General features: G+C 52.4%; 21 protein-coding genes. 16 read left to right on the top strand and 5 right to left on the bottom strand.

The window, feature by feature from the left end; all coding sequences use genetic code 11:
• The first annotated feature begins 15 nt into the window (after positions 1-15).
• Positions 16-570, top strand: coding sequence for a retropepsin-like aspartic peptidase RloA3 (gene rloA3, locus ELY33_RS06390; RefSeq protein ID WP_422822285.1), 555 nt, complete (start codon positions 16-18; stop codon positions 568-570).
• A 56-nt stretch (positions 571-626) separates the two neighbouring features.
• Here rloA3 and ELY33_RS06385 read toward each other — a convergent pair whose 3' ends face one another.
• Complete coding sequence (locus ELY33_RS06385) at positions 627-1,337, bottom strand: 16S rRNA (uracil(1498)-N(3))-methyltransferase (RefSeq protein ID WP_126945636.1); 711 nt, start codon at positions 1,335-1,337, stop codon at positions 627-629.
• A gap of 134 nt (positions 1,338-1,471) precedes the next feature.
• Here ELY33_RS06385 and phaR point away from each other — a divergent pair, with 134 nt between their 5' ends.
• From phaR to ELY33_RS06360, 5 genes are all read left to right on the top strand, one after another.
• Positions 1,472-1,945: a polyhydroxyalkanoate synthesis repressor PhaR gene (gene phaR / locus ELY33_RS06380; RefSeq protein ID WP_126945632.1), complete on the top strand. Its 474-nt coding sequence runs from the start codon at positions 1,472-1,474 to the stop codon at positions 1,943-1,945.
• Positions 1,946-2,042: 97 nt separating this feature from the next.
• A complete protein-coding gene (purD, locus tag ELY33_RS06375; protein ID WP_126945629.1) occupies positions 2,043-3,329 on the top strand; it encodes a phosphoribosylamine--glycine ligase in 1,287 nt (428 codons plus the stop codon).
• A 51-nt stretch (positions 3,330-3,380) separates the two neighbouring features.
• Positions 3,381-3,833 (top strand): acyl-CoA thioesterase, encoded by a 453-nt coding sequence (locus ELY33_RS06370; RefSeq protein WP_126945626.1) that lies wholly within the window; start codon positions 3,381-3,383, stop codon positions 3,831-3,833.
• Positions 3,833-4,705 carry a phosphoribulokinase gene (locus tag ELY33_RS06365; protein ID WP_126945623.1) on the top strand — a complete coding sequence of 291 codons (873 nt, stop codon included), beginning with the start codon at positions 3,833-3,835 and terminating at the stop codon, positions 4,703-4,705. The genes ELY33_RS06370 and ELY33_RS06365 overlap by 1 nt, the downstream gene beginning before the upstream one ends.
• Positions 4,706-4,744: 39 nt before the next feature.
• The gene (locus ELY33_RS06360) at positions 4,745-5,086 is read left to right on the top strand and encodes a histidine triad nucleotide-binding protein (protein WP_125750124.1); all 342 of its coding nucleotides are present in this window, start codon (positions 4,745-4,747) and stop codon (positions 5,084-5,086) included.
• A 113-nt stretch (positions 5,087-5,199) separates the two neighbouring features.
• Here ELY33_RS06360 and ettA read toward each other — a convergent pair whose 3' ends face one another.
• From ettA to ELY33_RS06340, 4 genes are all read right to left on the bottom strand, one after another.
• Positions 5,200-6,861 carry an energy-dependent translational throttle protein EttA gene (ettA, locus tag ELY33_RS06355; RefSeq protein ID WP_126945620.1) on the bottom strand — a complete coding sequence of 554 codons (1,662 nt, stop codon included), beginning with the start codon at positions 6,859-6,861 and terminating at the stop codon, positions 5,200-5,202.
• A gap of 260 nt (positions 6,862-7,121) precedes the next feature.
• A complete protein-coding gene (locus tag ELY33_RS06350) occupies positions 7,122-7,334 on the bottom strand; it encodes a PA3496 family putative envelope integrity protein (RefSeq protein ID WP_126945617.1) in 213 nt (70 codons plus the stop codon).
• Between the two features lie 160 nt (positions 7,335-7,494).
• Positions 7,495-7,932, bottom strand: coding sequence for a PAS domain S-box protein (locus ELY33_RS06345; protein ID WP_126945614.1), 438 nt, complete (start codon positions 7,930-7,932; stop codon positions 7,495-7,497).
• A gap of 173 nt (positions 7,933-8,105) precedes the next feature.
• Complete coding sequence (locus tag ELY33_RS06340; RefSeq protein WP_126945611.1) at positions 8,106-9,419, bottom strand: MFS transporter; 1,314 nt, start codon at positions 9,417-9,419, stop codon at positions 8,106-8,108.
• A gap of 81 nt (positions 9,420-9,500) precedes the next feature.
• Here ELY33_RS06340 and ELY33_RS06335 point away from each other — a divergent pair, with 81 nt between their 5' ends.
• From ELY33_RS06335 to ELY33_RS17965, 10 genes are all read left to right on the top strand, one after another.
• Positions 9,501-9,770 carry an Rdx family protein gene (locus tag ELY33_RS06335; protein WP_126945608.1) on the top strand — a complete coding sequence of 90 codons (270 nt, stop codon included), beginning with the start codon at positions 9,501-9,503 and terminating at the stop codon, positions 9,768-9,770.
• A complete protein-coding gene (locus ELY33_RS06330) occupies positions 9,767-10,639 on the top strand; it encodes a DMT family transporter (protein ID WP_126945605.1) in 873 nt (290 codons plus the stop codon). The genes ELY33_RS06335 and ELY33_RS06330 overlap by 4 nt, the downstream gene beginning before the upstream one ends.
• Before the next feature lie 294 nt (positions 10,640-10,933).
• Positions 10,934-12,400: a TolC family outer membrane protein gene (locus tag ELY33_RS06325; RefSeq protein WP_126945602.1), complete on the top strand. Its 1,467-nt coding sequence runs from the start codon at positions 10,934-10,936 to the stop codon at positions 12,398-12,400.
• 104 nt (positions 12,401-12,504) lie between these two features.
• Positions 12,505-14,682 (top strand): type I secretion system permease/ATPase, encoded by a 2,178-nt coding sequence (locus tag ELY33_RS06320; protein ID WP_126945600.1) that lies wholly within the window; start codon positions 12,505-12,507, stop codon positions 14,680-14,682.
• Entirely contained in the window at positions 14,682-16,112 is a 1,431-nt protein-coding gene (locus ELY33_RS06315; protein ID WP_126945597.1) for an HlyD family type I secretion periplasmic adaptor subunit, read from the top strand. The genes ELY33_RS06320 and ELY33_RS06315 overlap by 1 nt, the downstream gene beginning before the upstream one ends.
• Complete coding sequence (locus tag ELY33_RS06310; RefSeq protein WP_126945594.1) at positions 16,112-16,744, top strand: helix-turn-helix transcriptional regulator; 633 nt, start codon at positions 16,112-16,114, stop codon at positions 16,742-16,744. The genes ELY33_RS06315 and ELY33_RS06310 overlap by 1 nt, the downstream gene beginning before the upstream one ends.
• A gap of 95 nt (positions 16,745-16,839) precedes the next feature.
• Positions 16,840-20,031 (top strand): UDP-N-acetylmuramoyl-tripeptide--D-alanyl-D-alanine ligase, encoded by a 3,192-nt coding sequence (locus ELY33_RS06305; RefSeq protein WP_126945591.1) that lies wholly within the window; start codon positions 16,840-16,842, stop codon positions 20,029-20,031.
• Between the two features lie 40 nt (positions 20,032-20,071).
• Positions 20,072-21,046, top strand: a complete 975-nt coding sequence (locus ELY33_RS06300) for a hypothetical protein (RefSeq protein ID WP_244208572.1) — start codon at positions 20,072-20,074, stop codon at positions 21,044-21,046.
• Positions 21,043-22,863 carry an ABC transporter ATP-binding protein gene (locus tag ELY33_RS06295; protein ID WP_126945585.1) on the top strand — a complete coding sequence of 607 codons (1,821 nt, stop codon included), beginning with the start codon at positions 21,043-21,045 and terminating at the stop codon, positions 22,861-22,863. Before ELY33_RS06300 ends, ELY33_RS06295 begins: the two co-directional genes overlap by 4 nt.
• A 190-nt stretch (positions 22,864-23,053) precedes the next feature.
• Positions 23,054-25,730: hypothetical protein (locus ELY33_RS17965; protein WP_208644208.1), on the top strand; the 2,677-nt coding region annotated here is incomplete at its 3' end.

Raw genomic sequence — 25,730 nt, 5'->3', positions numbered from 1 at the left:
CAAGGACGAAATGTAATGAGAAAAACTCTTTTAAGCGTGCTGGCTTCCAGCGCAATGGCTGGCACGCTGCTAGTGGGCGCAGTAGCCCAGGCAGAAGATAAGGTATTTGGGTGGGTGGAAAATGCATCAATTGAGCCGTGGGGTATCGCTGTAAAAGCTAAGCTGGATAGCGGTGCACTAACCTCTTCATTAGATGCACGTAACATTGAAATGTTTGAGAACGACGGTGAAGAGTGGGTTCGATTTCGTCTGAAGCTCGAGGATCAGGATAGCGGTGAAACGTTTAGCGATCAGATTGAGCGCCCCCTTTACCGTGAGCAAAAGGTGCGTGGCGCCGGGGGGCGTGATGAGCGTCCGGTGGTGTTAATCGACGTTTGTATGGGTGACACGGTGTACGAAGAGCAGTTTAGTCTGCGAGACCGTGAAGAAATGCTTTATCCGCTGCTCTTGGGGCGCCGCACTATTAGCCACTTAGGGTTATTAGATGTTCGCAATACCTTCCTTCAGGAACCTGGATGTGGGGAAAACGCGACCTACGTTCCCCACGATTCGACAGATGATCAGTCATAATCACGCTGCGCTAAATACACCGCGGTTGTCACGTTATTTTCTGGCTCAACAGGCGATTAAAACAGGCGTGATAACAGTGCAGTGACCGCAGTTTCTACCCGTAAAATGCGAGGGCCTAGATGCATGCCTTCGCAGCCTGCCTCAAGCAGTTTTTCAATTTCCCAAGGTATAAAGCCGCCCTCTGGCCCAACAAGAAGCGCTATTTGTCCGTCAATATTCCGTGGGCAGGCATTTTGCATACCAGGGTGTGCCACCAAACCGCGCCGTTCTTTTAGTAGTTCTGGCAGCTGTTCTTCTAGAAAAGGGCGGAAGCCTTTGCACAGCGTCACACTAGGCAGTAGCGTATCGCGGGATTGTTCAAGACCCAGAACTAAGTGGTGATGAATTTTTTCCACGCGGAGCTCAGGAGACTGCCAATAGCTTTTTTCTACCCGCTTGGTGTGAAGCAATGTAATATTTTTTACGCCAAGGGCAGTGACATGTTCTAAGGTACGTGCCAGCATTCTGGGCCGAGGAAGCGCCAATATTAAGTGCACTGGAAGGGGCGGCGGGGGTAGCTCATTCAGGTTTTCCAATGTAAAGGTTGCCTGAGTATCGTTCAGTTCAATTAACTGCGCTTTCCCCATGTGGCCGCCTTGTAGGCCGACGGTTAAGTGGTCTCCTACACTGGCGCGGTGTACCTCGCGTAAATGGGTGATACGTCGTGCGTCAGTAAGGGAGGCATAAGCTCCCTTTACTTCGCTCGGATCAAGCAGAATAAGATTCATGATTGTCGTCTATTGGTCATAAGGAAGACACGCCTAACGGTACTAATCCGTTAAGCTGGCTTGCATAGGCGCATGTTGCAGGCACAATAGCAGCAACGGCGACAAAGCCTCTACCGCGTTTAAGGAGATGCGCTGTGCGCGTAATTCGCAAATATGCCAACCGCAGGTTATACGATACTCAACAAAGTCGTTATGTAACGCTTGAGGATCTGCGGCGTTTGATTATCGAAGAAGAGCCCTTCCGCGTCGAGGATGCAAAAAGCGGTGAAGATCTAACGCGGACTATTTTGCTATCGATCATTATCGAACAAGAGCAGGCTGATAGTGAAGCCGAGGTTTTCTCAAATGATCTGCTCGCTCAGCTGATCCGTGTATACGATATGTCATCGCCTTTACCATTGTCGCGTTATTTGGAACAGGGAACCCAGCTTATGCTGGAACAGCAAAAGCGTATGCAAAACCAGTGGAAACAAGCGATCCGCCACACTCCCATGGAGTTTATGCGTGAGTTTGCAGAAGAAAATATGCGTTTTTGGCAAAAAACACTTAATCAGCCTAATCAGCCTAATCAAACAGACGATGACGACACGCCCGATAAAAGCTCCTGACGCCGCTGGTCGAGTCGTTGTGGCATAATATTGCCGATTAACGTAATGACGCTCTCAGCTAATCTCAGCTAAGCACCCTCGTTTGAGAAGGATGATAATGAACGTTTTAATGATAGGTGGCGGTGGCCGCGAGCATGCGTTGGCATGGAAGCTAGCGCAGTCTAGTGATGTCGAGCAAGTGTTCGTAGCGCCGGGTAATGCAGGTACTGCCACCGAGCCTAAATTGATCAACGTGGCTATTGAAGCAACGGATTTGGACGCGTTGGTTGCCTTTGCACAGCGCGAGCAGGTGGCGCTGACTGTGGTGGGGCCGGAGGCGCCGTTAGTTGAAGGGGTGGTCGATCGTTTTCAAGCGGCGGGCCTGACAATTTTTGGCCCTTCTCAACGCGCCGCGCAGTTGGAAGGCTCTAAATCGTTCACCAAAGACTTTCTTGCACGCCACGAGATTCCTTCTGCCGCGTATCAAACCTTTACGGCGGTAACGCCTGCTTTAGCTTACTTAGCCGAGGTGGGTGCGCCTATTGTCATTAAAGCTGACGGCTTGGCGGCAGGTAAGGGTGTAATTGTAGCGATGAGTGAAGCTGAGGCCGAAGCGGCTATCCGCGATATGCTAGAAGCGAATGCGTTTGGCGATGCAGGCGCCCGCGTTGTTATTGAAGAGTTTCTGGAAGGCGAAGAAGCTAGCTTTATCGTCATGGTCGATGGTGAAAATGTGGTGCCCATGGCAACAAGCCAAGACCACAAGCGTGCTTATGACGGCGACACAGGCCCTAATACCGGGGGCATGGGTGCTTACTCCCCAGCGCCGGTGGTAACCCCGGAGGTCGACGCGCGCATTATGGCAGAGGTTATCCTTCCCACCGTGCGCGGTATGGCAGAAGAGGGTAATCCGTACACCGGCTTTTTGTATGCGGGTCTAATGATTGACGCTGAAGGCAATCCAAAAGTCATTGAGTATAACTGCCGTTTTGGTGACCCTGAAACTCAGCCGATCATGTTGCGGTTAACGTCAGATTTGGCCGAGCTTTGTTTAGCTGGCGCCAAAGGTGAGCTTGCCGATAAGCAATGTGAATGGGACTCGCGCGCAGCAGTCGGTGTTGTGATGGCAGCCGGTGGCTATCCCGGCAGTTACCGCAAAGGCGATGTCATTCACGGTTTGGATCAGGCAGAGCAGGCGCAGTGCAAAGTATTTCATGCAGGCACTACACAGGCTGCTGACGGCGGTATTTTAACCGCTGGTGGGCGAGTGCTATGCATAACGGCACTGGGCAACACAGTCTCTGCTGCTCAACGGCAAGCCTACCAAGGTGTTAACGCCATTCACTGGGAAGGTGCTGAGTTCCGCCGTGATATCGCATTCCGTGCTATCGCCCGAGAAAAGTAGTGATCAGCGATGATCCGCTGGAGCTAAACCATCATCGACAAGGAGCTAGGCATGGAGCGTGTCACGCTGGATTTCCCCACGGCAGCGATTATTCATCGCCATCCTTTGACGGTGCGCGTCACGGATATGAATTACGGCCGCCACTTAGGGCACGATGCTTTGGTATCGCTATGTCATGAAGCCCGCGTGCATGCGTTCGCTGCGCTGGGTTTGCCTGAGTGGGATATGAAAGGGTACCCGAGTGTGGTTGTTGATTTAGCGGTTCAGTATCAGAGTGAGGCGCGTTGGCCTGATGCGTTGATAATTGAAACCGCTGTTCTCGAGCCACAAGGCAAAGCATTAACGGTTTATCAGCGCATTTGCCATGCAGATACCGATAAGGTGGTGGCAACTGTTCGGGTTAACCAGCTTCTTTTAGACCTTTCTACCGGGCGGCCTGTCAAAGTGCCTGATGACGTTACGCAGGCGATTGCGCAGGCGATTGCTATGGAGAGAGGTGCTTAATGTCGCGGGAATATCCAATTATTGCCATTACAGGCTCTTCAGGAGCGGGCACTACTACGGTGCGGCGCAGCTTTGAGCGCATGTTTTTGCGTGAAGATGTGCATGCTGCCATGGTCGACGGCGATGCCTTTCATCGCTACACCCGCGATGATCTTCAGCGGATTTTCCGTGAAGAGCCCGAACGTAAAGATGAGCTTTCTCACTTTGCTGTAGAAGCCAATTTGCTTGATCGGCTTGAAGGGCTCTTTATTGATTACGGTGAGCATGGCGCGGGTACGTTCCGCCACTATATTCATGCAGAAGATAAGCAGAAAATTGAGGCAGGGTATCGGATAGGGACGTTCACTGAGTGGCAGTCGCTGCCCTGTGGTACCGACCTGCTCTTTTACGAAGGGTTGCATGGCGGTCTAGTCACCCAAGAGTATGATATCGCTCGCCACGTGGATTTGTTGGTAGGCGTTGCGCCCACCATGAATCTGGAATGGATTCAAAAAATTGACCGTGATACCAAGTTACGCGGTTATTCCCAGGAAGCGGTCATCGACACCATATTAGGGCGTATGGATGATTACGTACGCTACATTCAGCCGCAGTTCTCTCGTACTCATATTAATTTCCAACGTGTGCCCACCGTCGATACGTCGAATCCGTTTGAGGTTCAAGATATTCCTACCGATGCAGAATCGTTTGTGGTGATTCGCTTTAGGGACCCTTCAACGGTAGATTTTCCTTGGTTGCTGGCGATGATTAAAGACGCATTTATGACACGGCCACATACGCTGGTTGTGCCTGGGGCACGGATGTCGCTGGCGATGGAGCTGATTTTAGCGCCCTTGGTTCGCCATTTGCTTTCCCAGCGCCGTTTTCGCTAGTTAGCACGTTTCGCTATTTACAAAAATGAAGGAGGCCGTATGGATTGCCTGTTTTGCAAAATTATAAACCGCGAAATTCCTGCTGATATCGTGTTTGAAGATGAGCATGTGTTGGCATTCAATGACATTAATCCTCAGGCACCAACGCATCAGTTGATCATTCCTAAAAAGCATATTGCTACGCTTAACGATATCGCCCCTGAGGACTTAGCACTGGTTGGGCGTTTGCAGCATACCGCTGCACAACTGGCTAAACAGCAAGGTTTTGCAGAAGACGGTTATCGTGTGGTGATGAATTGCAACGAGATGGGTGGCCAGACGGTTTATCACATTCATATGCATTTATTGGGTGGACGGCAGTTTACTTGGCCAGCGGGCTGATAACGTTTCAGTTTCATCGTTTTTTTATAAACCGATAAAAGCAAAAAGCCCCGGTGCGTTGAAGGTTAGCGCACAAGGGGCTTTTTATGTATCAGCAGTATAACAACGACTTGTTATGCGTCGATGCGCTTGTACTTCATCCGCTTAGGCGTGTCGTTACCCACGCGTTTTTTGTGGTCTTCTTCATATTCGGTGTAGTTACCATCGAAGAACACGACTTCTGAATCCCCTTCAAAGGCGAGGATGTGCGTCGCGATACGGTCAAGGAACCAACGGTCGTGAGAGATCACCATCGCGCAGCCTGGGAAGGCCAGCAGCGCTTCTTCCAAAGCACGTAGGGTCTCAATATCCAGATCGTTTGAAGGTTCGTCTAACAACAGTACGTTCGCACCTTGTTTAAGCGTTTGGGCAAGCTGCAGCCGGCCGCGCTCACCACCAGAAAGCTCGTCTAGGCGCTTCTGCTGATCGTTGCCCTTAAAGTTAAACCGGCCTACATAGGCACGGGAAGAAACTTCGTAACCGTTAATGTTTAGAACATCTTGCCCGTCAGAGACGGCTTCCCAGACCGTTTGCTTGTCGTCGAGCGCGTCTCGCAGCTGCTCAACATAGGCAATATCGACAGTCTCGCCAATCACGACGTCGCCAGCATCCGGCTGTTCTTGGCCAGTGACCAGCTTGAACAGTGTTGATTTACCGGCCCCGTTGCCACCTACGATCCCTACAATTGCCCCTTGAGGAATGGTAAAAGAGAGGTCCTGGTAGAGCAGCTTGTCATCAAACCGCTTGGTGACGTTATGAAACTCGATGACTTTGTCACCCAGGCGCGGGCCAGGTGGAATATAGATCTCGTTCGTTTCATTGCGCTTTTGGAAATCGCCAGACTGCATCTCTTCAAAGCGATTAAGGCGCGCTTTGCTCTTTGCTTGGCGACCTTTGGTGTTACTGCGCACCCACTCAAGCTCTTGCTTGATGGCTTTTTGGCGCGAGACTTCCTGTTTGGCTTCTTGGTTCAGGCGCTGTTCTTTCTGTTCCAACCACTGAGAGTAGTTGCCTTCAAACGGGATGCCTTGGCCGCGGTCAAGCTCTAAAATCCATCCCGCGACGTTGTCCAGGAAGTAACGGTCGTGGGTAATGGCGACGACGGTACCGCTATAGTCGTGTAAGAAGCGCTCTAGCCAAGCAACGGATTCAGCATCCAAGTGGTTGGTAGGCTCGTCAAGCAGGAGCATGTCGGGGCTTGAAAGTAGCAGGCGGCAAAGTGCCACACGGCGGCGCTCACCCCCGGAAAGGTTGCCTACTTTGGCATCCCAAGGCGGCAGGCGCAGCGCTTCTGCAGCGACTTCTAGCTTACGCTCAAGGTTATGAGCATCGGCGGCTTCAATAATGTTTTCAAGGCGTGCTTGTTCGCTTGCTAGGGCATCAAAATCCGCATCAGGTTCGGCATAAGCAGCATACACCGCATCCAATTTTTCCTGTGCTTCTTTAATGGCGCCTAATGCTTCTTCTACCGTATCGCGAACGTTTTTTTCATCATCAAGCTGGGGCTCCTGAGGTAGGTAGCCCACATTAATGCCAGGCATCGGACGAGCTTCACCTTCAAACTCTTTATCGACACCGGCCATAATGCGTAGCAGTGTGGATTTGCCGGAACCGTTTAAACCTAGCACGCCAATTTTAGCGCCCGGGAAAAACGATAGCGAAATATCCTTGAGAATTTGCTTTTTGGGCGGCACAACTTTGCCGACCCTGTTCATGGTGAATACGTATTGCGCCATGGAAATCCGTTAGTTTGTTGGAGAAAAGAGTCGCAGCTTTATGCTGGCGTAGGACTAAGATGATAGTGCTCAGCGCGGGCAAAGGCCAGAAGCGCAGACGATAAGTCGTTTTGATAGGTTGATCAGCAGCCTAGTGGGGGCTTTGTGCGGCCATTACTTTGAGTAACTAGGCGTCGAAACTAAGTTTTTACGACCAGGTTTTCGTAACCAGGTTGACATAACCAAGCTGCCAATCAATAAAAGCGGTTGAGGTACTGAGGTTACTCCTCTTCATCCCAATCGTCTTCAATAGCGCGCTGCAAACGACGTTCTTCAAGCCATGCTTCTACTTGGCGGCGGGCGCGAAGTGTATCTGCTTTGCTGGGTTTGCTTTTACCGTAATGATCATCGTTCACAGCATCTAGGTTATCAAACTCATCTGCATCGATTGCATCACTGACATAAGTTTCACGATTTAAGGGGTTACGGCTCATGGTATGCCCTCCAACCCAAGCCGGCGCACCGGCATCACAATGGCTTCTTCTTTCAACAATGCATGAAATAAGAAGCGCCCAGCGCTTTCTTGCGCTTAGTCACCGTATAACGCCACTCAGGTTGAAGTTCAAGCCCCAATCGATTTTTATCGTCGTTTTTTTATTCTGTCAGTTCTTGACGCTTTTGAAGCGCTGCTAATGCCTGCTGTGCTTCTACGCGCTCAGTCACATCTTTCTGGACGCCAATGTAGTACATCAAATTATCAGCTTCGTCATAAACGGGTGTTATGGAGAGTTCGTTCCAAAACATGGTGCCGTCTTTACGATAATTACGCAGCACTTCGCGAGAAGGGCGACCCTCTTTCAGTGCTTCACGGATAGACATCAGCTCATCTTGGTCGCGGTCTTCATTTTGTAAAAAACGGCAGTCGCGATAAAGAATTTCATCTGCACTGTAGCCGGTGAGACGTTCAAAGCCTTTATTGACGTAGATAAGGATGTTTTCGTCGCCTTCTTGCTCTGCAACGACGATGCCATCCTCGGAGGCGTCAACAATGCGTTCGAGTAACTCCGGGCTGATCAAAGGAGATCGTTTCATTAATGGGTTCCTGTTGCTGCTCTCGTTCTTCCGTAGCTATGGCGCTTTCCATCAACGCGACGCTAAGCGGCATTTCATGTTGCTTAATAAAATTAGAATAGCAAAAAAACAGCTAAACACCGCTAATTACCTACCATCATGGCGAGCGTTGTGTTGCATTGCAATCGACAGCGCTATTCTGCTTCAGATAATCGCTGTGCTGATAACATTGCGCAGAACGCTGTCCCAGCAAGTATTAACAACAGTGGAGCGCTACCAAGCCATTGCGCCAAACCACCGATTACCCCACCCACCACCAGCATCAATATGCCGGTCAGGGTGTTAGACAACGCAACATACAGCGCCCGATTTTCTTGAGTGGCCATATCGACTAAGTAAGTTTTACGACCTAGTCGCACGCCGTGATGGACGATAACCAAAAGCGCGTAAATAATTGCATAGGGCCAAACGTTTTGACTCCACTGATTAGGTAGCCACGCCAGACTTGCGCCCAGCAGACAGCAAATGACGGTGCCGATGGCCGCATCTCGCATCACTCGGCGGCTCGATTGGTCCGCTCGCTTACCCCATACAGGGCTTGCCACCATGGCAGCAGCGCCCGATACCACTACCAGCAGGCCAAGGCCGCCTAAGTTAGTTCCGCTTTGCTGTTGGCCTAGCAGGGCTAAATAGGGTAATGCCAAGGCGCTGGAGAGAAGCAGAGCGCGAGCCAGATTGAAATGTAGAAAGTTGCGATCTTCTTTAAGTAAAGAAAGCCCTAATTTAATGCTGTCCCATGCATTTTCCCCGCCTTCAACAGCCCCCGGCACTTCCGCTATACGTGCTGCACTTACGGCGTTAAGTAGCCACCCTGCGGCGGCCACAACCAATAAAATAGCGAGTGCTACATTGCCGGATTGGTCGCCAAACCACATTAAAACACCGCCGGCCACTAGGGTAGCGGCACCTGCGACACTGCCGCTCCAGCCCATCAGAGTTCCACGACGTCGCTTAGCAATAGTTTTACCCAGCACGTCTTTTGTTGCTATTGACGATAGCCCCCGCGCCAGCGATAGCAAAACCAGTGCGCTTAGCACCATTGCGCCCCCTAGGGAGCCGCTGCCCACTAGTGCTAACAGTGCTAGCGCTAATGCCGCTAGTGCTTGAATTATCGCGCCTGCTACCCATACCCATTTGCGTGTTGGTTTTAAGCGAATAAAACCAGCGACGAATAACTGCGGTAACAGCGCTCCCGCTTCGCGGATGGGTACTAACAGGCCAACCATCCATACCGGGGCACCAATAATCCCCATTAACCAAGGCAGTACTAAGCGGGCACTGGAGAGTTCATCGGCAAGTTTATTGCCTAACGAGGCGCAAAGGTGCAGAAAAAAATTACGCGGTTGTTCATGGCATGCTTCGTCGGGAATGTCATCGCACATTCGGCTATCATCATCGCCTGTCAGCCACTCGTAAGCGCGGGTTTGAGAAACATTATGTTCGGCCATTGGGTTCCCTTGGCAGTTGCTAATGTAAGGTGACAGAATAAAAAACAAGGATGCCACATTAAAACGTTTAGGAACCCCTGTATGTCACGCATTCAAATACGTTACTGCACGCAGTGCCAGTGGTTGTTGCGCAGCGCTTGGTATGCTCAAGAGCTTCTTTCCACCTTCGGTGAAAGCCTTGCGGAGGTCGCGTTGTCTCCCTCTCGGGGTGGCACTTTTGAAATATGGTGCGACGAGGCGTTGCTATGGGAAAGAAAGCGCGATGGCGGCTTTCCAGATATCAAAGTCCTAAAGCAGCGCGTGCGGGATAAGATCGAGCCAGCCCGAGATCTGGGGCATATCGACCGATGAACCAAGATCGTCAAGCGGTACTGTATGGTCTTGGGGCGGTGGCGCTTTGGTCGACGGTTGCTACCGCGTTTAAAGTCGCTCTTACATGGATGAGCCCACTTGAGTTGATGTGGCTTGCGGCCCTTGTGTCTTGGGTGTTCATGTTTGTTCTTGTGGTGAAGCAGGGGCACTTAACAGAAGCTCTTCGCCATGGCTGGCGCACCGCGGCCTGGGCGGGGTTGATGAATCCGGTTGCCTATTATCTAGTGCTATTTGCCGCTTATGACAGGCTGCCAGGCCAGGAGGCAATGGCGCTGAATTATACCTGGGCGCTTGCAATGGCACTTCTTGCGGTGCCGATACTAGGGCAGCGCCTTACTCGTATAGATGTTGTTGCGGGGCTTGTTGCCTATGCAGGTGTCTGGGTGATAGCCACCCGTGGCAATGTATTCAATGTCGATTTCGCAGACCCGCTTGGGGTGGTGTTCGCTCTTGTATCAACGCTGTTATGGGCGCTCTACTGGTTGTTGAATGCAAAAGATGAGCGAGCGTCTTTAATTGCCCAATGGCAGAATTTTAGCGTTGGTTTGCCGGTTTTAACGTTGCTATTGATCGCCGGGCCTGGCTTCCGTTGGCACGGATGGCAAGCCCTGGGTGCGGGTGTTTACGTTGGACTTTTCGAAATGGGAATCGCTTTCATACTTTGGCAAATGGCGGTTCGCAAGGTGTCGCGTACGGCCAAGGTGTCCAATCTAATCTTTCTCTCTCCTCCTATCTCCTTACTGCTGCTCTACTTAGTGGTCGATGAGCCATTGTTAGTGTCCACCTTCGCGGGATTAATACTGATCCTTTCAGGACTGGCGCTGCAGCAGCTGCAATCCAGAATCTAGAATCTAGAAGCCAGAACCTAGAATTTGAAACCAATAAAAAAACTGAGTAATGTTTTTTTAGGATTTTTATTGTAAAATTTTGTGACATTTGGCTTGATAGCGTCAGCCTACCCACTGATGCTATTAAATTAAGCCATGTAACGGCGCTAATTCGTATCACTGAGTCGCATCACTACGCAATAGTATGAGGTATTACGGGAAGGTTAAGCAGAATGGTCGAGTGTGCCCCAGGGGTTGGTGGCGTTTAGCAGCTATTTCTTCAGCAGCATAAATATTCATTAGGGATCTATGGCGATGAAAGACAACATTAAAATGAAGCTAAAAACTGTGTTTTTACAGCGCGCTATTCGGCCGCTCACGTTTACTACTTTAGCTTGCTTTCCCCTCTCTGCTTTGGCTCAGTCGTTACCAGCGACGCTTTACGCGCCAGGAACCACCGATCTACCAAGTACTATTCAGCAAGCCATCGTTACCAACCCACAGGTAAACGCATCCTGGGCCAACTTTAGTGCTTCGGGAAATGATATTCGTGTTGCTCAGGGCGGCTATTTGCCCTCGATTGATATCAGCGCGGGTGTGGGTAGGCAAGACCAGCAAAATGATGGTCGCGGCAGTTACCAGAGCGATTTTGCTGAGCTGACCTTAACGCAAATGGTTTTCGATGGCTTTGCAACCCGCAGTGAAGTTGAGCGTTTAGATCGTGCTCGGCTCGTTGCCTATTTTGAGCTTTTGGGTGCTAGCGAAGAAATTGCGCTTGAAGCCTTTCGTACCTATCTGGATGTGTCGCGTTATCGCGAGTTGGTGCGCTTAGCGCAGGATAACTACCGTGAACACCAGCGCGTATTTGCTCAAATTGAAGAGCGGACACTTTCTGGCGCAGGGCGGGGGGTTGATCTTGAACAGATCAGCGGTCGCTTAGCGTTGGCTGAATCAAATCTTATGTCTGAAGCGTCAAACCTTCACGATGTTACCGCACGCTTCCAGCGAATTGTGGGAACGCTGCCCGCTCAAAATATGGCACCCGCGCCGTCTCTTGCCGCTGAGTTGCCTACCGATGTCAGTAATGCCATTGAATTGGCATTCCAGGGTAACCCCGAGTTTCATGCGGCGGTTGAAAATATTGCCGTACAACGCGCTGAGCGTGAGGCAGCTCGTGCTGCCTTTATGCCTCGCTTGGACATTCAAGGGCGTACAGGCACTAACAACCAAGATGACGTTGGTGGCGGCCGTCGCGATGAGCATAGCATTCAGCTTGTCGCGAGCATGAATCTCTACCGCGGTGGCTCTGACTATGCTGCTTTCAATGCAGCCACTACAAGAATTGAAGAAGCGGATAGCCAGCGCGAAACAGCGTGCACCAATGTCAGGCAAACGACACAAATCGCTTATAACGACACGCAGCGCCTTAATGAACAATTGGAATATTTAAACGAACACCGGCAGTCAATTGACCGTGTGCGCGGTGCTTATCAGCAGCAGTTTGATATTGGCCAGCGCACGCTTTTAGACGTACTGGACAGTGAAAATGAGTATTTCGAAGCCAGCCGTGCCTACGCGAATGGCCAATTTGATCTAACGCTTGCTCAAGCACGAACGCTAGCGGCGATGGGGCAGTTAATGCAAGCCCTACAAGTTGCCCGCGATGATATCCCTAGCCTTGATGAGTTGGGTTATGAAGACGCGGCGTCTCGTGCAGAAATGGCGTGTGCAATTGATGGGCCGCGTGGCTTCACACTTGAAGACTTTACCCGTGGCATTTAATGGCTGATCAGCGGTGGCCGCAGGGCCGCCGCTACAAGCATGTCCGTTGGTGAAGCTTAAGTGAGTGGTTTTTTTGATGTATTCATTAGCACGACGAGGTTTCAGTGACGCAACGTAAGCTGGAAGTATCTCGGACTGACCGCAGCAGTGATCAGGAAGAACACGATGAGCTACTAGAGTGTTTAAAGACAGTTGCTTCCTACTATCAGCACGAAGTGTCATCAGAGGCCTTAAGAGCGGGCCTGCCTTTAGAGCATGGAAAGTTAATCCCTTCTGTCTTCGGGCGGGCAGCCTCGCGGGCTGGGCTAACTGCGCATATTGTGAAAAGTAACCTTTCGGGGCTAAATCCTGCCTTGTTTCCCGCAATTTTATTGCTGGAACCTGGGCGCGCGTGTGTGTTGCTAGGGTTAGACCTCAAGCAGAAAAAGGCAAAAGTGATCTTTCCTGAGCTGTCAGAAGCTGACACGGAAATATCGCTAGATGAGCTTTATGCGGGTTACAGCGGTGAAGCCATTTATGTGCGGCCGAAGTTTAGAGCCGACAGCACCTCAGAGCCTGGGGTTAAGAAACGCCCGAATCAGCACTGGTTTTGGGGGGTTATTCGTGAAAATCGACGTCTCTATCGCGACATCGTTTTAGGTTCAGTCGCGGTTAACTTGTTCGCGTTGGCGATGCCGCTGTTTGTGTTAAATGTTTACGACCGTGTCGTGCCCAACCAAGCTACTGAAACGCTTTGGGTGCTGGCAATCGGCATTTTCATCGTGCTGTGCTTTGACTTGGCACTGCGCTTAATGCGTAGCGCCTTTGTTGATTTGGCCGCTAGTCGGGCAGACGTAAAGCTCTCATCGGCTATTATGGCGAAAACCTTAGGGTTGCGTTTAGAAGAACGGCCAGCGTCGACAGGTTCGTTTACTTCCACGCTTCAATCGTTTGAATCGGTGCGGGCGTTTATCGGTTCTGCCACCATTCTTGGTATCGTGGATTTGCCCTTTGTACTGCTTTTCGCAGCCATCATTGCATTGATCAACCCATGGCTTGTGTTGCCGGTAATCGTGGGTATCGTTTTCGTGCTTTTATATGCCCTAGCAGCACAAGGCAAGCTGCATGAGCTTTCACAAACGACCTGGGAGGTGGGCGCTCAACGCAATGCTTTATTGGTGGAGTCTGTTTCTCAATTAGAAAACGTCAAGGCGCTGCGCGCGGAAAGCCGGATTCAACGTCACTGGGAAAAAGCCTCTGCCTTTCTATCCAGAACCGGGGCTCAGCTCAAAATGGTGAGCTCCTCGGTTTCAAGCGTTGCTCAGTGGGCTCAGCACAGCGTGGCCGTGTGCGTCATTATCATCGGTGTTTATCAGATTATTGAAGGCAACTTGACCCAAGGTGGGTTGATTGCTGCCTACATGATTTCTTCCCGGGCAATGGCCCCTGTCAGCCAAGCGGCTGCTTTGCTGGCGCAATATCATCAGTCCTCGACTGCCCTGGAATCGTTAAATGGCGTAATGGCCAAGGGTGTAGAACGCCATGAAGGTAAAGCTTACGTAGAAAAACCCAGCTTTACCGGCAGCATTCGCTTAGACAAAGTCACCTTGCGCTATCCCGATGAAGAAAGAGAGGCATTACGTGATGTCTCCATTTCAATCAAAGCCGGTGAGAAAGTTGCGCTACTGGGTCGTATTGGTTGCGGCAAGTCATCGCTTAATAAACTTGTGCTTGGCTTTTATCAGCCAACGTCCGGCGCGGTATTGGTAGACGGTGTTGATATTCGTCAGCTAGACCCGCTGCAACTTCGTCGTCATATCGGCTATGTACCTCAGGATGTCAGCCTGTTTGCAGGAACGCTGCGGGACAATATTGTCGCTGGTGGTGGAAACGACCGGGTTGATGATGAAGCGCTGCTTAGAGCGATCGAAATTGCCGGCCTTGAATCACTGGTTAACAGCCATCCTAAAGGTGTTGATCTTGAAGTGGGTGAGCGCGGGCAGGCGCTTTCAGGTGGGCAAAAGCAAGCGGTTGCAATTGCAAGGGCCGTGGTGCAAGACCCGCCAATTTTGCTGCTGGATGAGCCAACCAGTTCAATGGACAACGCCAGTGAGGAAGCGTTTAAAACCAATTTGACGAATATTGCCCCAGGGAAAACCATCCTCGTTGTCACTCACCGTACCTCGCTGCTATCCCTCGTTGATCGCATCATTGTTATGGATGCTGGAAAAGTGATGGCAGATGGCCCCCGCGATACGGTGGTCGAAGCCTTGCGCAAAGGCCAGATCGGGAGGGCGTCATAATGGCCAAGAAAAAAGCGCCTACCACCGAGCAAAAAGGTTTTGAAGCGATTGGTCGGTTTTCTGAAAAAGGCCAAAAGCCATTTCGGCCATTTATGGACCGACTCTTTGCTCGTCGTGTCACCTCCGCGCATCTCAGTCGTGATTGGGCGAGTGACACCGACTGGGCGCGTATGCAGCAAGAACCGATTCGCGCGCGGTTATTTCTGTATACCGTCTTACTAACCATCATTGTACTTGTGGTCTGGGCGTCGGTAGCTGCTATCGACGAAGTCACCCGTGGCTCGGGGCGCGTCATTCCAGCAAGCCAATTGCAGCGTGTTCAGTCGTTTGACGGCGGTGTGATAGAGCAGATCATGGTGCGAGAAGGGCAGGTAGTTAGTGCTGGCGATGTGTTAATGCAAATTGACCCAACGCGTTTCGTTTCTGATTTTCGCGAAAATCGTGCTCAGCGTTTTGCGCTTGAAGCCCGGGCAGAGCGGCTGCGGGCGTTAGCCACGGGAACTGCATTTGAGCCTTCTGAAGAGTTGCGCCAAGCAGTGCCTGATATCGTTATGCAGGAGCGAGAAGTGTATGAAAGCCGCCGCGAAGAGTTACGCGAACAGGAAAACGTGCTCAATGATCGTATCCGGCAGCGCCGAGAAGAGCTCCGGGAAGCCCAAGCACGACGTGACACCGCTCAGCGTGAAGCCAATATGGCAGGGCAAGAGCTTAACTTAACTCGCCCGTTACTTGCCTCAGGTGCGGTCTCAGAAGTTGAAGTGCTGCGCCTACAGCGTGACGTGTCGCGGGCTACAGGTGAACGCAACCAAGCTGCTGCTGCTGTTTCACGTTTAGAAGCAGGAGTAGAAGAAGCAGAGGGGCAGCTACTTGAGTTGGGTGCTGAACGCAGAAGCGAGTGGCGAAATGATCTTGCTCAGACGTTAGGAGATTTAAACGCACTTCAGCAGTCAGGCACAGGTCTTCAAGACAGAGTACGACTCACTGAAATACGCTCGCCTGTCGATGGTGTGATTCAGCGTATTCATATCAGCACGATTGGTGGGGTAGTCCAACCAGGGCAAGAGGTGTTGGACATCGTGCCCAGCGATGACCAGCTATTGGTTGAAGCCCGCATCGCCCCCCAGGACATTGCTTTTCTCCACCCAGGGCAGCCAGCGACTATCAAGCTCACGGCCTATGACTATGCCATTTACGGTGGTTTGCAGGCGGAGCTTGATCACATCAGCGCAGACACGATTACCGATGAAGAAGGTAATACGTTTTACTTAGTTCGAATTCGCAGCCTGCAAGATGAAAGTGTTGCCGAGCGCCTTCAGGTGATTCCAGGAATGACGGCACAGGTAGACATTGTGACAGGCAAAAGAACGGTCATGCAGTTCTTACTAAAACCTGTTTTAAGGGCGTGGCGAGATTCCATGGGGGAGCGCTAATGAAACATTGGTTTGTAACAACGGATGGTAGCCTTAAAGCACGCTGGGAAAGTGCTTTTCCTGAATGTATCGCCACCACACCAGATAAAATGTTGGATCAGGTGCGGTCAAGTGATGTGGTTTGGTTGACCACGATGGTCGACAACTGGGATGAGTTGATTCCTACGCTAACGGCCAAAAAAGCCATTGTTGTTTTGCTTAGCTATGCACCCAATGATCGCGAGGCGCTAAAGGCACTTGATCTTGGCGCACGTGGATACGTACATACACTGGCGGCACCTAACGTACTTATTCAAGTGGCTCTGGTGGTGACCAATCAAGGCGTGTGGGTTGGTCAAGAGCTGCTCGCAAAAGTGATGGGGAGCACCTTTAAAGCGATGCAAAACCGTCAGAACAGTGAAAGTCATCAGCACGGTGATTATTTGGAGTTGCTGACGGAGCGCGAGCGTGGCGTGGCGCTGGCGGTTGTTCGTGGGGCAACCAATAAGGAAGTTGCTCGCCAGTTAGACATCACTGAACGCACGGTAAAAGCCCATCTAAGCGCCATATTTAAAAAGTTGTCCGTTCGAGACCGCCTGCAGTTGATGCTGAAGTTAACAGCCGTTGCCGAGCGCTTTTCAGAACGGCTCTAACTGATATATCTGAATGTGAGTAGTGTTTCGAAAGGTTTTGGTGTGTATTCACTAAATTTTGGGCTTTTTGTTAGCCCTTATTTTTGAGCAATTGAATGCCTGATAACGAACGTTCTTCACTGCCAGACTCACCCTCATTAAATACGTTAGATACTGAGCAGGCTGCCCGAACACTTGATGTGATGCACGCGTTGGATAGCATCGGCGAAACGGTGATGCCTATGTGGTTGAGCAGGCATGCACAGTTGGCAGAGTTTGCTCAGCTAATGCTGATTTCGGCCAGCGATGGCTACGATCGCGCGCAAGTTACCTCAGTGCAACTGGATGTGAACACCTTGCAGGCAGGCCACTGGGCAGCGTTACTTCCCGCATTGAAACAGGCGGTGGAGCGACTTGAGCGAAAGTTCATTCATCCGTTGGTGTGGTGCAGGGTGGAGTGGCCCTTTGCGGTGCGTGAATGGCGTTGGCAAGCCCTTAAGCAAGAGATTAAGCGCTATAAGCGCAATTATTACCGTAGTGGCTTGGCCTTTGTGGGCAAAAAACGTCCTCGACTCTTGTTGTCAGAGATGGAGCTTAACGCTAATGCCTGCTTGTATGCTGGAAGTCAGGTGGCGCATGCCGATGTTAATCAAACGCACCTAGAGCGCTATATAAAAGCGCGTCATGGCTCAAGCCAGATGCCAGACTTTGCTGATACGATGACAGCGTGGAGTTTTTCCACTGCCGGTGTGTTTGTGGATGTTAGCGGCGAAAATGCCCGCGTGCATGCGTTGGAGACGCGGCCGAGACGCTGGGGCAGGCGAGTGGCTCCTCCGCTAACGGCGGTATCCACCGGGGAGTTGATAGCGCGTTCCAGCCGTTTTCTGGGCAAACAGGTGAACGACGATGGCCGCTATGTGTACGGCTATTTCCCCTGCTTTGATCGGCGCATTAATACTTACAATGTATTACGCCACGCCAGTAGTACTTATGCTTTGCTGGAAGGCTACGAGGCCTGTGCAGAGCAAGGGCTCTTAAGTGCCGAGCAGCTCGGCGCGATCCGCCAGCAAATTTCCAGCGCGCTTTCGGGTTTGTGTTCCCAGTTCATTATCCATCGCCAAGGCGCCGCCTATGTGGTGGACGTAGGCGGCATCATCAAGTTAGGGGCCAACGCGGTCGCGATTCTTGCGTTGGTGAAGTATCACCAGGTTACGAGCGATGACCGCTATGCGTATTTGGCGGATGCACTAGCGCTAGGAATTACGCGAATGCAAGAGGCCGATGGTAGCTTTGTGCATGTGCTCAATGCGGCGGATTTATCGGTTAAAGAAAAGACGCGAATTATTTATTACGATGGCGAAGCCGCCTTTGCCCTAATGCGACTTTACGAGCATACCCGCGATAGTCGTTGGCTGGAGTGCGTGGTCAACGCGTTTGACTACTTTATTGCTAGTGGGCACGAAAATGCCCACGACCATTGGCTTGCGTATTGCTCAAATGAATTAGTCTCCCATCGTCCTGAGCGCAAGTATTTTGCATTTGCGGTGCGCAATATCGCGGGTTATGTCGACTTCATTCACAAGCGGATCACTACGTTTCCAACGCTACTTGAGCTGTCGATGGCGTTTCATAAGACGTTGCTCAAGCTGGAAGCACACCCAGACTTAGCTGATGTGCTGAATGGTTTTGATGTCAATGCGTTTTACCGTGCACTGCACGCCAGGGCGAACTATCTTATGAATGGTTTTTTCTGGCCGGAAGTAGCAATGTACTTTAAGGCGCCCGCTACCATCGTGGATGGCTTTTTTATTCGCCATCACAGTTTTCGCGTCAGGATTGACGATGTAGAGCACTATCTTTCTGGACTGGTGGCGTATCAGCAAATGCTGCGTGAGGCAAACGACGCCAGTGCCAAACTGCCGTTAGGGAACCGGCTGGATGCCAAGGCTATTGCTTCGGCAACGGGCGGGGTATGGATATCAACCCCGCCTGATGAGTGGCTATTAGATGGTGTATGTTATCGATCGAAATTCTTTAAACCAAATCAAGTAGTGGTTGCTGGAGGCAAGGAAAAGAACAAAAAATTTTTACCATTCGCCGCAGTCAAGTCTTTGGTGAGTAAAGGTGCTTCCGCCGTCGTTTGCGATGATAGCGAGGCGTATCGTGAAATCGGCGTGCCTGTGTTACAGGTCTCCGACGTGCGCGCAGCGACCCTGGCGATAGGGCAGTGGCAGCGGCGCTATTATGCGGGACGAGTTGTCGGTATTACCGGAAGTGCAGGGAAAACAACGGCGGTAGCGATGCTTGCCCATGCGCTTGGTTACTCCGGTGCCATAGGCCAAACGCAAGGCAGTGCTAATTTACCGATAGGGATTGCTTGGAACATTGCTTCGATGCCGCAAGAAGCACGCTATTGGGTGGTTGAAATGGCTATCGGTTCCATGGCCCACAATACAGATCTTGCTCGCCCAGATGTTGCCATTATTACGAACATCGCTGCGTCGCATCTGGTGTATCACCGCTCGTTAGACGAAATTGCCCGCAAGAAAGGGCTTATCTTTCAGGGTATGCCCCCCAACGGGGTCGCTATTCTTTATCGTGATATGCCTCAGTATACCTACCTGGCTGAAGAGGCGAAGCGCCATCACTTGCAGGTAATCAGTTTCGGTGAACATCCTGACGCAGATATACGCCTGCTTGAGTTTTCAGGCAGTAGTGGGCGCATTATGTTTGATGGCACTGCCCATGAGCTCAACATGCGTGCGGCTGGGCGTCATATGCTGTTAAACGCCATGGCGGCAATAGCGGTGGCTAGGCATGACAACCTACCTTTAGACACTATCATGACCCGCTTGGCATCTTTTCAAGCGATAGCAGGGCGAGGAGAGGTACGTGCCATAGAGTGCTATGGAATGCCAATTACTCTTTACGATGAATCGTACAATGCCAATCCTTTATCCATGCGTATGGCGCTGGAGACTTTCTCCACGCTCCCCGTGGCGGTGGATAAAAAGCTATTGATTATTGGCGACATGCTGGAGCTGGGAGCAGAGTCAGAACGGCTGCATCAAGAGCTTGCTCCAATTCTTGCTGCGCAATCGGTTAGGAAAATACTGCTGTGTGGCCAACATTGCCAAACGCTGGCATCGCTATTGGGTGGAGAGACTTCTGGCGTGTTTCATTTCGCGGATGTTAAAACCCTTGAATCAGCACTAACCGACCATCTAGTGCCGCACGATTGCGTACTTGTTAAGGCCTCTCATAGCGTTGGGCTACACGCGCTTTTTTCACAACTACCTCATGATTAAAAATCTACCGTCATTCCCGCGTGGCTGGGCGGCTCTGCTAATGTTTTGCACGATGGTGGGTAAACTTCCGCCAGCGGTTGCCCAGCCGCCTCCAGAAGCAGGGAAGTGCTATTACTTGCAGGGTGATACACCGCTTGAAATAGTGGCAAATGAGCCGACTCATGCTGATGGCTTAGGTAGCGTTCACTACTTTGTCGAGGCAGTTGATCAGGAAGGGCCGCAGAGCGCTACGAAACTTGATGACTTAGAAATGCAGCTTAACGCCGCTGATGTTCTGTATCGTGAAATACTAGGGCTCACACCACCGCTACTTATGCCCCGCTATCAGCATGCAAACTTCGTTATGGTGATGTTACGTGCCGATCAAACGCGTGGTGGGCAAGCGTATGATGAAGTTGTACGAAGCCCTAGCGTGCCTGACTGCCATATTCGTATGGCGTTGGGTGGGCAAGTGAATGCTGCTGATAACGTAACCCCTGCCCATGAACTGTTTCACTTATACCAGAACGCGCACATGATGTTCAAGCAAGGCTGGGTGCATGAAGGGTTGGCCCGTTGGTCGGAGTCGCTATTACGCGGTAACGCACAGGAAGGGGAATCTTTGCCTGATGATGTCGAGGCACTTGAAGCCGTTATGCAAGAGAGCTATAGCGCAGCGCCCTTTTGGCAGCGATTATTTTATCTGGTTGACCCACTAGGTGATAACGCTATTCCCGCGATGCTTTTAGATAAGCATTATCACGATGGTAGCCAAGTCGTTGCCGAAAGCGAGTTTTATGGCAGTGCCTTTTTGCCGTTGCTTTTTTCTTCGCTTAATGAGGCTGGTGCGGCGCTGGCCCAGCAAGAGCAATGGCCAGTGTATGAGTGGGCAGAGGCAGAACAACGCAGCCTACGACACAACGAGGTCATCTTGTCCGCCGTGTATCATGCGGTTTCAACGTATAGGCCGATAGCCGATCAACCAGACGAGTTACGTGCTTTTATGCAACTTATTGAACCAATGACTGATCGATGAGCAACCTGGCGACCCACAGTGAAGGCGAGGAGATCCACGGGGATCAAGTTCGTGACTTAATGGCAGCGCTAGCACGTGCAGTGCTGTGGCCGTTTCGCTGGCGTGTAGCGGCTATTTTGCTGATGCAGGTGGTAAGTCAGGTCATGTTGTTGGCAAGCCTAGTGCTACCTTGGCAACTGCTACAAGTGTTAATGACCGGGCGTAGCCGCATAGATGGCTGGGTTCCTGGAGCAGATAACCACGGTGACAAGATAGCGGTACTAATCGTCTTGGCAGTGCTGTGTTTTGGTACCTATGCCTTTCTTCAATGGTTAGTTAAAAAAGCCATTGCCCATCTTTCGGCCTTAATACTGGGGCATTTGAATAAAACCCGGTTAGTTGCCAACCATCGACTACTGGGAAAACGCGTATTAGGCGTTGTGATTGGTGCTCTGTCATCAGCGGTAATTGCGCTGCTCTTCTGTCTTGTGATCGCTTTTCTACATCCTCTGGTAGCCCTATTGGCGATGTCATGTGTCTTGGGGTTGGTGGTGATTGTTGGCTTCTACTATCGGTTTGAAAGGGTGCAGAAAATTCAGGAGGCGTTGCAAGGGAACGTTCTGACCGTCATCAATATCAGCTTTGCCTTGGGGTTTTTAATTATTGTCCTGGATTACCTCAATGGAACAATGCGCCCGCTTTTAACACTGTTCATACTGCTGCTAGGAATGCGCCAGTTAATGGCGGCAAGTGTCAATGGGTTGGTGAATTTCTTGAGTATCATCAGGTATTTTCAGCAGATTAATATGCTGCTTTTGCCGCGCTCCCAGCAGGTTTCTCTTTTTTTAACCCCGGATTTTGTTCAGCGCTTTGAACAAGCGACGCTAAAGCAGTGGCTATTGCCATGGTTAGTCGAACGTAACTACTGCCACCGTGCCCCTGAAATTTTACAGTGCCGTTTACTGTATGGGCGAACCATCGCGCACGTATTGGTACGTGATATGGATAGCAACGGCGTCACTCGCTATGTGTTGTTAAAATGCTATGTACCCGCTCGAGAGAACGAAGCACTTCATGAAATCGCGCTTTTGAGTGAGGTAAGTGGCTACTGCCATGGAGCCATCTCTACCGTGCCTGTTTTGCGAGCGAGTGGTCATTTGTCCTGGTGCTCTTTTGTCGTGTTGGACATAGGGGACAAACTTCCCCAGTGGAAAAACTCTGAAGAGCGTAAACCCTGGATGAATGAGCTGCGCCAATGCATGTGTCATGTGCCTTTGCCGAACAAACTCATCACCCAATACACCGCAACGTTCGCCTCATTGCCTGAACGAATGAGGAAGATTGAGGCTTTGCACTTTGGGTATCTAACCCAAGAAGACCAACAACGCTTTCAAGTGGAACGCTTCATGCAGCTATGGCCGTTGATGACCGGTGAGATTGAAAGGATTCCCAAAGATCTAACGATACAAAACCCCAGCAGCGCACGCATGGCAACAATAGACAATCACATACTGCTACTCGACTGGCATGGCTGGGTATATGACACGCTGGGCTCACATTGGCCGTTATCAGCAAAGCTACATGCAGAAGTGCTTGAGATGATCAGCCATCAATGGCTAAGCACTGGTATTCAGCGAGATTGGGCAGAATTTGATTCACCCACCGTGGCGGCAAACTACGTTGCACTGGCTGCGCGTGCGCACGAATTCTGCCAACGATGCCACCTTCACAATGATTCAGGCGCACTTAATATGATGGCCGGGCTTATAAAAGCGTATGAGGTTATTAGCCTGGCTGATGAGCAGAACGTTGTGATTGAACGCTCTGTTGAGCATTAAAAGACCTCTGTAATTTCAGCATTTCCGTCAGCCCCCTCTATTGCTGTGTTCATACTGTCCACCGGTACAATATGAATCCGTCTTCAACAAGATTAGCCTTGCTTCAAAATGCCGTTAATGAAAATTCACTTTTATTGGCTTTCGTTAAAGCGGCAACTTCATTATTGAAACGGCGGGCGGGATACAACACATGGCAACAGTAATCGCGATTTCAGGTCAGGCATGGGCACGTGACGAAGACGGCAACCTGCGTGAACTGCGTATTGGTGACGTTCTTCAAGAAGGCGAAACGATCATCACGTCTGCGGATGGTCGTGTAGAACTAGACTTTGCCGACGGAACGGGCGCTAACGTTGTGGAAGGCGGCCAAGAAGTTGCTGTTACTCCCGAGCTTGATGTTGACGCGATTGTTGCCACCGATGCGAGCGCTCAGGACGATGATCTGGAAGCGCTGCTCGCCGCCCTTGATGATGAAGATGGCGACCTGCTCGAACTGTTAGATGCTACCGCAGCCGGTGGCGCTGGCGGCGGCGGTGGTGGCGGCAGCAGCTTTGTGCGCCTCGCCCGTATTTCCGAAGAAACCAACCAGCCTAGTTTTAGTACTGAAGGTGGCCTTGAAGGGCCCGAGTTCTTTGAACTTGATGGTGGCTTAGCCGCTGCAGCAACAGATCTAGATGATACTGACGCCGACGCGGATTCAGATGCAGACGCAGACGCAGACGCCGACGCCGACGCCGACGCCGACGCCGATGCCGATGCCGATGCGGACGCCGATGCGGACGCCGATGCTGATGCCGATGCGGATGCGGATGCGGATGCCGACGCCGATGCGGATGCGGATGCCGACGCGGATGCGGACGCCGATGCCGACGCGGATGCCGATGCTGATGCGGATGCCGACGCGGATGCGGATGCTGACGCCGATGCTGACGCCGACGCCGACGCCGACGCCGATGCGGATGCTGACGCCGACGCGGATGCCGATGCGGATGCCGACGCCGATGCGGATGCGGACGCCGATGCGGATGCGGATGCGGATGCTGACGCCGATGCGGATGCGGATGCGGATGCTGATGCCGACGCCGACGCCGACGCCGACGCCGATGCGGATGCGGACGCCGATGCTGACGCCGATGCGGATGCTGACGCCGATGCGGATGCCGACGCGGATGCGGATGCGGATGCGGATGCCGATGCGGACGCCGATGCGGATGCCGATGCGGACGCTGACGCGGATGCGGATGCGGATGCCGACGCCGACGCCGACGCCGACGCGGATGCGGATGCTGACGCCGATGCCGATGCCGATGCGGATGCCGACGCCGACGCCGATGCCGATGCTGACGCCGATGCCGATGCGGATGCTGACGCCGACGCGGATGCCGACGCCGATGCTGACGCCGATGCCGATGCGGACGCCGACGCCGACGCCGATGCGGATGCCGATGCGGACGCCGATGCTGATGCCGATGCGGACGCCGATGCAGACGCCGATGCGGATGCCGATGCCGATGCGGATGCCGACGCTGACGCTGACGCTGACGCTGACGCTGACGCTGACGCTGACTCGGATTCAGACGCTGATGCCGATGCAGATGCGGATGCTGACGCTGATGCTGACGCTGATGCAGATGCGGATGCGGATGCTGACGCCGATGCCGACGCCGACGCCGATGCTGATTCAGACGCCGATGCCGATGCGGATGCGGATGCGGATGCGGATGCGGACGCTGACGCCGATTCGGATTCGGATTCAGACGCTGATGCGGATGCTGACGCCGATGCCGATGCGGACGCCGATGCCGATGCCGATGCCGATGCGGACGCCGATGCCGATGCCGATGCCGACGCTGATGCGGACGCGGACGCGGACGCGGACGCGGATGCTGATGCTGATGCTGATGCTGATGCTGATGCCGATGCGGATGCGGACGCTGACTCGGATTCAGACGCTGATGCCGATGCTGACGCTGATGCAGACGCCGATGCTGATGCTGATGCTGATGCTGATGCTGATGCTGACGCTGACGCTGACGCTGACGCTGATGCTGATGCTGACGCTGACGCTGATGCGGACGCCGATGCCGATGCGGACGCCGATGCCGATGCGGACGCCGATGCGGACGCCGATGCGGACGCCGATGCCGATGCCGATGCCGATGCCGATGCCGATGCCGATGCGGACGCTGATGCCGATTCGGATTCAGATGCTGACGCTGACGCTGACGCTGACGCTGACGCTGACGCTGACGCTGACGCTGACGCTGACGCTGATGCGGACGCCGATGCGGACGCCGATGCGGACGCCGATGCTGATGCGGACGCTGATGCTGATGCGGACGCCGATGCCGATGCAGACGCCGATGCCGATGCCGATGCGGACGCCGACGCCGACGCCGACGCTGATGCGGACGCGGATGCTGATGCTGATGCGGATGCGGATGCGGACGCTGACTCGGATTCAGACGCTGATGCCGATGCCGATGCCGATGCCGATGCCGATGCTGATGCTGATGCTGATGCTGACGCTGATGCAGACGCTGATGCAGACGCCGATGCTGATGCTGATGCAGACGCCGATGCTGATGCAGACGCCGATGCTGATGCAGACGCCGATGCTGATGCCACGATCCCGAGCCTGACCACCCAGGACGCCGACACCATCGGGGCGGCCAGTGACACCGCCAGCGACAGCTTCGCCGGCCTATTCGGGTTGACCCAGAACATGGGTGCCGATGACGACGGCACTGCGGCGAGTCTGAGCTACGGCCTGGCGATCGGTAGCGGCCTGGCCGCCACTGGATTGACCAGTGACGGCAACGCCATCACCCTGGTGATGGACGGTGACGACATCGTCGGTCAGACCG

Origin of the sequence: Vreelandella andesensis (assembly GCF_003989795.1) — a bacterium.
GTDB lineage: Bacteria > Pseudomonadota > Gammaproteobacteria > Pseudomonadales > Halomonadaceae > Vreelandella > Vreelandella andesensis.
Note: the sequence above shows the minus strand (reverse complement) of the source record. Positions and strands in the feature narration are given on the sequence as shown.

Coding starts and splice junctions, on each gene's coding strand:
- rloA3 (WP_422822285.1), top strand. CDS start 16: ATGAGAAAAACTCTTTTAAGCGTGCTGGCTTCCAGCGCAATGGCTGGC.
- ELY33_RS06385 (WP_126945636.1), bottom strand. CDS start 1,337: ATGAATCTTATTCTGCTTGATCCGAGCGAAGTAAAGGGAGCTTATGCC.
- purD (WP_126945629.1), top strand. CDS start 2,043: ATGAACGTTTTAATGATAGGTGGCGGTGGCCGCGAGCATGCGTTGGCA.
- ELY33_RS06370 (WP_126945626.1), top strand. CDS start 3,381: ATGGAGCGTGTCACGCTGGATTTCCCCACGGCAGCGATTATTCATCGC.
- ELY33_RS06365 (WP_126945623.1), top strand. CDS start 3,833: ATGTCGCGGGAATATCCAATTATTGCCATTACAGGCTCTTCAGGAGCG.
- ELY33_RS06360 (WP_125750124.1), top strand. CDS start 4,745: ATGGATTGCCTGTTTTGCAAAATTATAAACCGCGAAATTCCTGCTGAT.
- ettA (WP_126945620.1), bottom strand. CDS start 6,861: ATGGCGCAATACGTATTCACCATGAACAGGGTCGGCAAAGTTGTGCCG.
- ELY33_RS06350 (WP_126945617.1), bottom strand. CDS start 7,334: ATGAGCCGTAACCCCTTAAATCGTGAAACTTATGTCAGTGATGCAATC.
- ELY33_RS06345 (WP_126945614.1), bottom strand. CDS start 7,932: ATGAAACGATCTCCTTTGATCAGCCCGGAGTTACTCGAACGCATTGTT.
- ELY33_RS06340 (WP_126945611.1), bottom strand. CDS start 9,419: ATGGCCGAACATAATGTTTCTCAAACCCGCGCTTACGAGTGGCTGACA.
- ELY33_RS06335 (WP_126945608.1), top strand. CDS start 9,501: ATGTCACGCATTCAAATACGTTACTGCACGCAGTGCCAGTGGTTGTTG.
- ELY33_RS06330 (WP_126945605.1), top strand. CDS start 9,767: ATGAACCAAGATCGTCAAGCGGTACTGTATGGTCTTGGGGCGGTGGCG.
- ELY33_RS06325 (WP_126945602.1), top strand. CDS start 10,934: ATGAAAGACAACATTAAAATGAAGCTAAAAACTGTGTTTTTACAGCGC.
- ELY33_RS06315 (WP_126945597.1), top strand. CDS start 14,682: ATGGCCAAGAAAAAAGCGCCTACCACCGAGCAAAAAGGTTTTGAAGCG.
- ELY33_RS06310 (WP_126945594.1), top strand. CDS start 16,112: ATGAAACATTGGTTTGTAACAACGGATGGTAGCCTTAAAGCACGCTGG.
- ELY33_RS06305 (WP_126945591.1), top strand. CDS start 16,840: ATGCCTGATAACGAACGTTCTTCACTGCCAGACTCACCCTCATTAAAT.
- ELY33_RS06300 (WP_244208572.1), top strand. CDS start 20,072: ATGTTTTGCACGATGGTGGGTAAACTTCCGCCAGCGGTTGCCCAGCCG.
- ELY33_RS06295 (WP_126945585.1), top strand. CDS start 21,043: ATGAGCAACCTGGCGACCCACAGTGAAGGCGAGGAGATCCACGGGGAT.